At 72.1% G+C, this 8074-nt stretch carries 8 protein-coding genes; 2 read left to right on the forward strand and 6 right to left on the reverse strand.

Translation table 11 applies throughout. From position 1 onward, the window contains the following. Positions 1 to 302: coenzyme F420-0:L-glutamate ligase (locus ACYC1Z_RS12880; RefSeq protein WP_461409924.1), on the forward strand; the 302-nt coding region annotated here is incomplete at its 5' end. A gap of 37 nt (positions 303 to 339) precedes the next feature. Here ACYC1Z_RS12880 and ACYC1Z_RS12885 read toward each other — a convergent pair. The 5 genes from ACYC1Z_RS12885 to ACYC1Z_RS12905 form a co-directional block, all read right to left on the reverse strand. Beyond that, complete coding sequence (locus tag ACYC1Z_RS12885) at positions 340 to 1218, reverse strand: ABC transporter ATP-binding protein (protein WP_461409925.1); 879 nt, start codon at positions 1216 to 1218, stop codon at positions 340 to 342. Beyond that, positions 1215 to 2369: a putative F420-0 ABC transporter permease subunit gene (locus tag ACYC1Z_RS12890; protein WP_461409926.1), complete on the reverse strand. Its 1155-nt coding sequence runs from the start codon at positions 2367 to 2369 to the stop codon at positions 1215 to 1217. The genes ACYC1Z_RS12885 and ACYC1Z_RS12890 overlap by 4 nt, the downstream gene beginning before the upstream one ends. After that, positions 2366 to 3415 (reverse strand): putative F420-0 ABC transporter substrate-binding protein, encoded by a 1050-nt coding sequence (locus tag ACYC1Z_RS12895; RefSeq protein ID WP_461409927.1) that lies wholly within the window; start codon positions 3413 to 3415, stop codon positions 2366 to 2368. Before ACYC1Z_RS12895 ends, ACYC1Z_RS12890 begins: the two co-directional genes overlap by 4 nt. A gap of 261 nt (positions 3416 to 3676) precedes the next feature. After that, positions 3677 to 4312, reverse strand: coding sequence for an MFS transporter (locus ACYC1Z_RS12900; RefSeq protein WP_461409928.1), 636 nt, complete (start codon positions 4310 to 4312; stop codon positions 3677 to 3679). A 67-nt stretch (positions 4313 to 4379) separates the two neighbouring features. After that, entirely contained in the window at positions 4380 to 5135 is a 756-nt protein-coding gene (locus ACYC1Z_RS12905) for an MFS transporter (protein WP_461409929.1), read from the reverse strand. Between the two features lie 117 nt (positions 5136 to 5252). Here ACYC1Z_RS12905 and ACYC1Z_RS12910 point away from each other — a divergent pair, with 117 nt between their 5' ends. Continuing rightward, entirely contained in the window at positions 5253 to 6005 is a 753-nt protein-coding gene (locus ACYC1Z_RS12910) for an IclR family transcriptional regulator (protein WP_461409930.1), read from the forward strand. An 82-nt stretch (positions 6006 to 6087) separates the two neighbouring features. Here ACYC1Z_RS12910 and ACYC1Z_RS12915 read toward each other — a convergent pair whose 3' ends face one another. Continuing rightward, positions 6088 to 7812, reverse strand: a complete 1725-nt coding sequence (locus ACYC1Z_RS12915) for an IS1634 family transposase (protein WP_461409931.1) — start codon at positions 7810 to 7812, stop codon at positions 6088 to 6090. Positions 7813 to 8074 lie beyond the last annotated feature (262 nt).

Consider the following 8074-nt stretch of genomic DNA (forward strand, 5'->3'; position numbering starts at 1 on the left):
CCCGATGGCCCTGGCGCCGCGGCGTCGTCGACATGGCCATCGGGGCGGCCGGGGTCGTCGTCCTCGCCGACCACCGCGGCCGGACCGACGCCTATGGGCGTCCCCTGACCGTGACCGTCATCAACGTGGCCGACGAGATCGCCGCCGTCGCCGAGCTCGTCAAGGGCAAGGCGGCCGGCCGGCCGGTCGCGGTCGTGCGCGGCATGGCACACGCCGTGACGCTCGAGGACGGCGACGGCGCCGCGACCTTGATCCGCCCCCCGGCGGAGGACATGTTCCGCCGCGGTGTCGACGCGACGTGACGCCGCGGGCCCGGCCGGGCATGCCCCCCGGAACTGCTCAGGCAGGGTCGAAGACCAGCAGGTCCCGGTCCCCGGCGCGGACGCGATGGGCCCGCACGCCGTAGACGGCGCTCACCAGCTCCGCGGTGAGCACCTCGCGCGGGTCGCCCGCTGCGACCACCTGGCCCGCCTCCAGCACGAGCACATGGTCGCAGAACAGCAGCGCGTGGTTGAGGTCGTGCAGGGCGGCGAGCACCGTGACGCCGTTGCCGGCGAGCTCGCGCGCGAGGCCGAGCACGGCGAGCTGGGCGCCGACGTCGAGATGGTTCGTCGGCTCGTCCAGCAGCAGCACACCCGGCTCCTGCGCCAGCGCCCGCGCCAGGTGGACCCGCTGACGCTCACCGCCCGAGAGGGTGGCGAAGTCCCGGCCCGCCAGGGCGTCGGCGCCGGTGCGGGCCATCGCCCGGCGCGCGACGCCCTGGTCCGTGGCCGAGTCCCCGCCCCAGCGCGGGCGATGCGGGATGCGACCGAGCAGCACGACGTCGAGCACGTCGCGGGAGACCTCGGCGGGGGAATCCTGCTCCACCAGGGCGAGCTCACGGGCGCGCTCGCGCCGGGTCAGGCGGCCGAGGTCCCGGCCCGAGAGCAGCACGGCCCCGGTGGCGGGGGCGAGCGCCCCCACGAGCAGGCGCAGCAAGGTGGACTTCCCGGCACCGTTGGGGCCGACGACGGCGCTGACGGCCCCGGCGGGCACGGTGGCGTCCACCCCGTCGAGGATCCGCACGCGCCCGACGGCGTAGGTGAGGGCCGCCACGTCGAGGGGGTGACCGGCGGCGGCCGGTCCACCCGGGGACCCGGTGAGCCGCCCGTCGGCCGCGCCGCGGTCGTCCCCGGCCGGGGCCCCCGCCGTGACGACGCGGGCACCGGGCGTGCTCATGCGTCCCGCCCGCTGCGGCGCAGCAGCACCGCGAACACCGGCGCACCGATCAGTGCCGTGAGGATGCCGACCGGCAACTCGCGCGGCTCGAACAGGCTCCGTGCCGCGGTGTCCGCCACCAGCAGGAAGATCGCGCCGGCCAGCCCCGCGACGGGCAGCAGCCGGTGGTGGCGCGGCCCCACCAGCAGCCGCACCGCGTGCGGCATGACCAGCCCGACGAAGCCGATGGCGCCGGCCACCGCGACGAGCAGCGCCGTGAGCAGGGCGCACGCCGCGAGGAGCACCCACCGGACCCGGGTGACGTCGATGCCGAGCGAGGCGGCCGAGACGTCGCCGAAGGTGAAGGCGTCCAGCGTGCGGCCCCGCCCGGCGAGGAACGTCCCGATGACGGCGGTGGCGCCGAGCGCCAGCAGCGCCTCCGGCCACGTGGCCCCGCCGAGCGAGCCCATCAGCCAGGACAGGATGTCCCGGTAGGAGTCCCCGGTCGCGGACCAGAAGATCACCAGGGCGACGACGGCGGAGCCCACCTGGGCGACGGCCACCCCGGCCAGCACGGTGCGCACGGGCGAAAGGCCGCCGTCGGGCCGGGTGGCCAGGGCGAGCGTGAGCACCAGCGCGGCCAGCGCCCCGACGAACGCCGCCACCGGCAGCGCCGCGGCGAGGCCCAGGACGATCACCAGCACGGCACCGACGGACGCCCCCGAGGACACCCCCAGCAGGTACGGGTCCGCCAGCGGGTTACGGGTGAGGGCCTGCATGACCGCCCCGACGACGGCCAGCCCCGCCCCCACCGCGGCGGCGGCGACGACCCGCGGGGCCCGCCCCTGCCAGATGATCGCGTCCTGGATCGTGGTCAGCGGATCGGCCGGGCACGCCGCCCCGGCCCCCGCCCCAGCAGCGGTGCACGCGTGGTGCCACGCGGAGGTCCACACCTGCGCCACGCCGATGTCCGCCTGGCCGAGCGTGAGGGCCCAGCCGGCCGTGGCCGCGAGCACCACCAGGAGCGCGAGGAGGACGACGGTGAGCGGGGTGCGCCGTCGTCGGGCTGCCGGGGTGGGCCGGGTGGCCGCGCGCTGTCCTGCCGCGGCGGTGGGCGGGGCCGGCGCGCCACGCGGCTCCACCGCGCGGCCGGGCCGCTCCCTCGTGGTCATCCACCCGCCTCGAGCGCGGCCAGCTGCCCGGCGAGGTCCACGACGGCGCCGACGTTGCGCACGCCCGCCTCGGTGGCCGGGAACGGCACCGTGAGGTACCGGCCCTGCCGCACCGCGGGCAGCATCGCGGTGACCGGGTTCGCCTCCAGCAGCGCGATCTTGTGCTCCGCGGTGTTCCAGGCCGCGTCGACGAGCACGATGACGTCCGGCGCACGGTCGGCGACGGCCTCCCAGCCGAGCGACGTCCACGTGTCGGTCACGTCGGCGGCGACGTTGGTCAGGCCCACGGCGTCCATGATCATCTGCGGCGTCCCGGCGCCCGCGCCGACGTAGGGCGTGTCCTCGCCGGAGGAATACCACAGGGCGCTGAGACCGGCCGTGGACGGTTCGACGGCATCGAGGGCGGCGCGCTGCTCGCCGATCAGGTCGGCCGCGGCGTCCGGGTCGCCGAGCACGGCGCCCATGTCGGTGATCTCGGCGAAGACGTCCTCGAACGTCAGCCGGGTCGGCTTGTACTCGGGCGCCTTGCACGCGGCGGGGGAGATGTACGTGGCGATGCCCAGCCCCTCGTACATGCCGCGTTCGCCGGCGCCGTCCGCGGAGAGGTTGGACTCCCAGCCGGCGTAGACGAGGTCGGGCTCGAGATCGAGGACGGCCTCGGGGGCGGGGTTCTGCTCGGCCAGGACGGGGACCTCGGCAGCCGCACCGGCGAGCGCGTCGGGCACGGGCCCGTCCGCGAAGGCGGTGCCCACCAGCCGGTCGCCCGCCCCGAGGGCGAGCACCATCTCGGTGGCGGAGGACTTGATCGTCACGATGCGCTGCGGCGGCGCCTCGAGCGTGGTCCGAGTGCCGCACGTGGTGACGGTCAGCGGGAAGCCCGCGGCGGCGTCGGGAGCGCCGGCCTCGGACGTCGCGGTGCCCGGCGAGCCGGGTGTCGCGGCGCCGGTGGGTGCGGCGGGCTCGGTACCGCCCGAGGGTGAGCACGCCGCGAGCAGCGCGGCGGCGAGGAGGGAGGCGGCGAGGGACAGGCTGGGACGGTGGGCCACAGGCGTGCACTTCCGAGAGGCGGGGCCCGGTGCTGCGCGGTCACCGTGCCGCGCGCCGGGCGGGAGCGGACCGCCAGGGCCCAGGTCCAGGCCCGCACTCCGGATCAGTGCCGACCCGGGGTCCGGCACCCATCGTACGTCCGCACCCCCATACCAGGCACGCCCCTTGTTCCGGGGTCGTAGCCGCCACTGCACCGGCAAGACCTCGCGCAGTCCGGTGATCTCCCCACGCAGCCGCACCAACTCGGCGGCGCGCTGTCACTATCGTCGTCGATCGCCGAGGAGCCGCGCCACCACCTCACGCATCGGCGGCACCAGGATGCCCCTGGTCGCCATCCGTCTCCGGGTCGCCCGTCGAGCCACCAGGAGTCCAAGGAGTCCGACGCCCCACAGCGCACCCTGCACCACCCCCAGCGCGAGCCGGAAATCGTCGAGCCCGTACTCACCCCGGCCGTTGAAGATGTCGAGCGCAACGCCGATCAGGAGGATGGCACCGAGGGACGAGACCGTGCCGCCGACGTTCACGATTCCCGTGGCCGTGCTGAGACCGTGCCTGGGAACGTACGTCCGGACGAAGTCGAAGCCCACCGAAGCCATGTTCGACGATGCGGCGAGAACGACGACCAGGACGACGAGAACCCACGGAGCACGCGGCGTGGAGGGGATGAGGATCGTGGCCCAGACCACGACGACGGTGACCATGGTTCCGAGGATCAGCCAGGACCGACGCAGGGGATGGCGAGCGACGAGGACTCCGACGATCGGTCCGGTCACCAGTCCCGCGACGGCCGTGACCGCCAGGAGCGCGCTCGCCGTGCGCGGGCTCAGTCCTTGCCCGAGCGTCATGAACGGGACTCCCCACAGCAGGAGGAAGGTGTTGGACGGGAAGAGGCTCACGAAGTGAGTGAAGAAGCCAAGCCATGAGGGTTATTCAGAACTACGGACCGGGCTGCGTCACTGCAGGTCAGCGGTCCAGATCGACCGCGGACGTGGAGTTTTGAATAACCCTCCATGTCCCGGGCGCGCGCAGCACGGCGCCGAGCGGCATCGGCCGCTGCCTGTTCCTCGACGCTCCGGCGGCGGGGGCCTGCGACGAGCCACGCCGTGGTGGAGCGTGCCCGTCCGGGCCGATGCGCTGAGCGGGACGGTCGCGGACGACCGCGGCTGCGAGGATCGTCACGAGGACGCCGAGGCCACCGAGTGCCGCGAAGGCGGGTTCCCACCCGAACTCCACGAGGACGGCCATGAAGGGGACTGCAGAGACCACCTGGCCCAGCGCGCCGATGATCGTCGCCAGCTGCGTCAAGAGCGGAGCCTTGCGTGGCGCGAACCACGACGGGATGAGCCGCAGGACGGAGACGAAGGTTGCCGCGTCGCCGAGCCCGACGAGCACCCGCGCCGCGAGCGCGAGCGGTAGGTCGTCCGCGACTGCGAGCATCCCCTGGCCGATCGACAGCAGGGCGGCCCCTGCGGTGAGGATCCAGCGACTTCCGATCCGATCCAGGAGGACACCGATCGGCACCTGCGCGAGCGCATACACCCCCAGTTGGATCACCACGAACAGCGAGAGCACTGAGGCGCTCAGGTCGAACCGGTCGATGGCTTGGGGACCTGCCACACCGAACGCCGTGCGGGCGGCGATCGCGAGGACGTACACGGCGAGGCCCGAACCCCACACCAGTACGGCGGTTCTGGTTGTCCGAATGGGAGCGGGAGTCACGCGAGCATTGTGGACCAGGAACAAGGTTGTGACCGTTACGTTCCAGTCCGTGGAATAATTGCTCGGGTGAGGCAGAAGAGACTCCCGAGCCCGGGAACGATGCGGAAGGCGACGAACATGAGCAACGGCACTGGCGTCCAGTCAGTCGAGCGCACGATCGACCTGCTCGAGGCGATGACCGACCTCGGCGGTGACGTCACCCTGACCCAGCTGGCCACCGAATCAGGTCTGCCGATGCCCACGATCCACCGGCTCATGCAGACGCTCGTAGCACGCGGATACGCACGTCAGGCGCCGTCTCGCCGCTACGCCCTCGGACCGAAGCTGATCAGGCTCGGCGAGAGCGCCGGCCGACACCTCGGGGTCGGGGCCCGGCCGTACCTCGACCAGGCAGCCCGCGATCTGGGGGAGACGGTCAACATGGCGATGATCGACCGAGACATGGCCGTCTATGTCGCGCAGGCATCGTCGTCCTACTCGATGCGGATGTTCACCGAGGTCGGCCGCCGGGTGTTCTGCCACTCGACCGGCGTCGGCAAGGCGGTTCTCGCGCAGCTTCCCGAATCGACCGTTGGTGAGATCGTGGCGCGCGTCGGCATGCCCACCGCGACCGACGCCACCATCACGGAGCTCCCCGCTCTGCTCACCGAGCTCGAGAAGGTCAGGGCGCAGGGATACGCCGTCGACGACGGCGAGCAGGAGATCGGAGTGCGCTGCTTCGCCGTGTCCGTACCAGGAGCGCCCACCCCGTCGGCCGTCTCGGTCTCCGGTCCCGCGATCCGGGTGACGTACGAGTTCGGCGAGCGAGCCCTCCCCGTTCTCCGCGAGCTCGCCGACCGGATCGCCGCCGAGCTGCTGACCGTCCGATAAGCCTGCACGCCCTCCACTGGACTGCCACGGTAATCTCGGACAGTGGGCCCTCTTAACTGACGTTCCGCACATTTCGCGCGGGTTATCTCGTTGATTTCGCCGGCTGCGTGTAGGCGCTGTGCTGCAGGCCGAGGAGGTCGAGGACCTGCTGTTGCTGGGCGGTGAGCTCGGGCTCGAAGGTCTGCACGTGGGTGCCGTCGCAGTGGAGTTGGTGGCGGGAGACGGTGGCGAAGATCTCCAGGATCCGCTCGGCTGATGGCGTCTTGCAGTCGCGGAACTCGGGGTAGAGCGCGATGTTGTCCAGGGCTGCTTGGGCCATGCCGGTGCGGACTTCGCGTTCGATGAGGGCGCAGATGAGCAGCGCCAGGAACTGGCAGCAGAACAGGGCCTCGATCCGGGCCGGGTTGTGGAGCAGCACGGGCGCGGCGTCTTGGACGCTCTTGAGCAGGTGGTGGCGCCGTTCCAGGTTCGGCTGGTAGCGGTAGGCGCCGAGGATCTGGGCGTCGGTGAGGTCGCGGTCGTTGCTGATCAGCGGGAAGCAGCCGTCGCTGGCGGCGTCGTAGGCGACCTGGTCCAGCTTGATGTCAGCGTGGACGGTGAATCCGCTGGTGAGGATCTCCCGGTAGTTCGTCGCAGCTCCGGGCCGGCCGGCGCGTGCCTGCTTGTAGGTCTTGGTGATGGTCTCGGTGACGGTGAACGTGACCCACCGCTCGGCGTGGGCGCCGGTGACCGCGCTGGTCGCGGCCGCCTCGACCGCGACCCGGGTCTTGAACCGGCTCCGCGGGCCTGCGAGCTTGCCGGCCAGGGCCTCCAGGGCCGCGACCCCGGCCTCGAGGCGGGCCTGCCGGCTGGCGGCGTCCCGGCTGGCCTTGGCGGTGGAGTGCACCCAGGTGATTCGGTAGCCCTCCGCTGAGGGCAGCGGTGCAGGGGTGGTGGAGTAGACCTCGTCGCGATCACCGAGGCGCCCTCCTGGTCGGCGGGCCGCTTCGGTCCAGACCGGGGTGTGGGTCTGCAGGTGTTCGCGGAACGCGCCGTCCTCGGCCCGGGACCGGGGCAGCACCGTCACGAACCGACCACCGTTGCCGGTGATGTGGCCCATCGCGGCGCGCGAGCACAGCTTGGAGTCCGCGACGTAGAGGAAGTCGGTGCGCCCCAGCAGCCCGACGAGGCCGTCCCAGGTCGGGACGTGGGTCGGGTCGTCGCTGGTGTTGCCGTCGGCGAGCCGGTAGGCGATCGGGACCGCACCGTCGGCTGAGACCGTCAGGATCCAGAGCAGCTGCTTGAGGTCGGGGCGGTGGTCCTTGGAGTGCCCGAACGTGATCACCGGGGTGGGCTTGCCGCCGCGCTCGGTGCCGACCGCCCCGGCGTAGGCGCCGTGCACCGAGACCGACGTGGAGTCGTTGTGCAGCTGGTCAGTGGCGATGTTGAACTCCTTGATCGCCCGGAGCATCACCGCGGTCAGCAGACTGGCCCGGTCGGCGTCGAACAGCGTTTCCAGGGCCCGCCCGACGCGGTCGTCGTTGAGCACCTCAAGGTCGCCGGTGCGCAGCCCGAGCAGGCCCGGGTCGTGGCGCCCGGCCCACTCGCCCAGGCCGTAGAGCGGTTCCCGGCCCAGCACCAGGTTCGTGATCACCAGCCGGATCGCGATCGCCGGCGCGAGCTTGAGGCGGGCGTCCTCGGCGGGCAGCGCGCCGGCGAGCAGGCCTGGTAGCCCGAGCCGGTCGAGCATCAGGTTCACGATCGGCAACCCACCGAGGGTGGCCGAGACCAACTCGAACTCGTTGCCGTCATCAGGTCGATCGCTCATCACGACACCCCCCGGGGTTGGGCTTGCGTTCAGTACAACCCACGCTATCCTTCGGTTGGCAACCGAAGGGCACGACACGCGGTGGGAGAACTCGAGATGTCGAAGAAACCATTACCGGCTCTTCATAATTGAGGGTGTAGTCGGGGTCTGAACCTGGATCCGCCGAAGTGGTTTGGGCTGGCGGCGGGTCGTGAGAGACGAGTGCCCTTCTGACCTGGGACGATGGGAGTTGTTAACGCTTCCAAGTCACCAAGTAGAAGGA

The organism is Georgenia sp. (assembly GCF_054605595.1).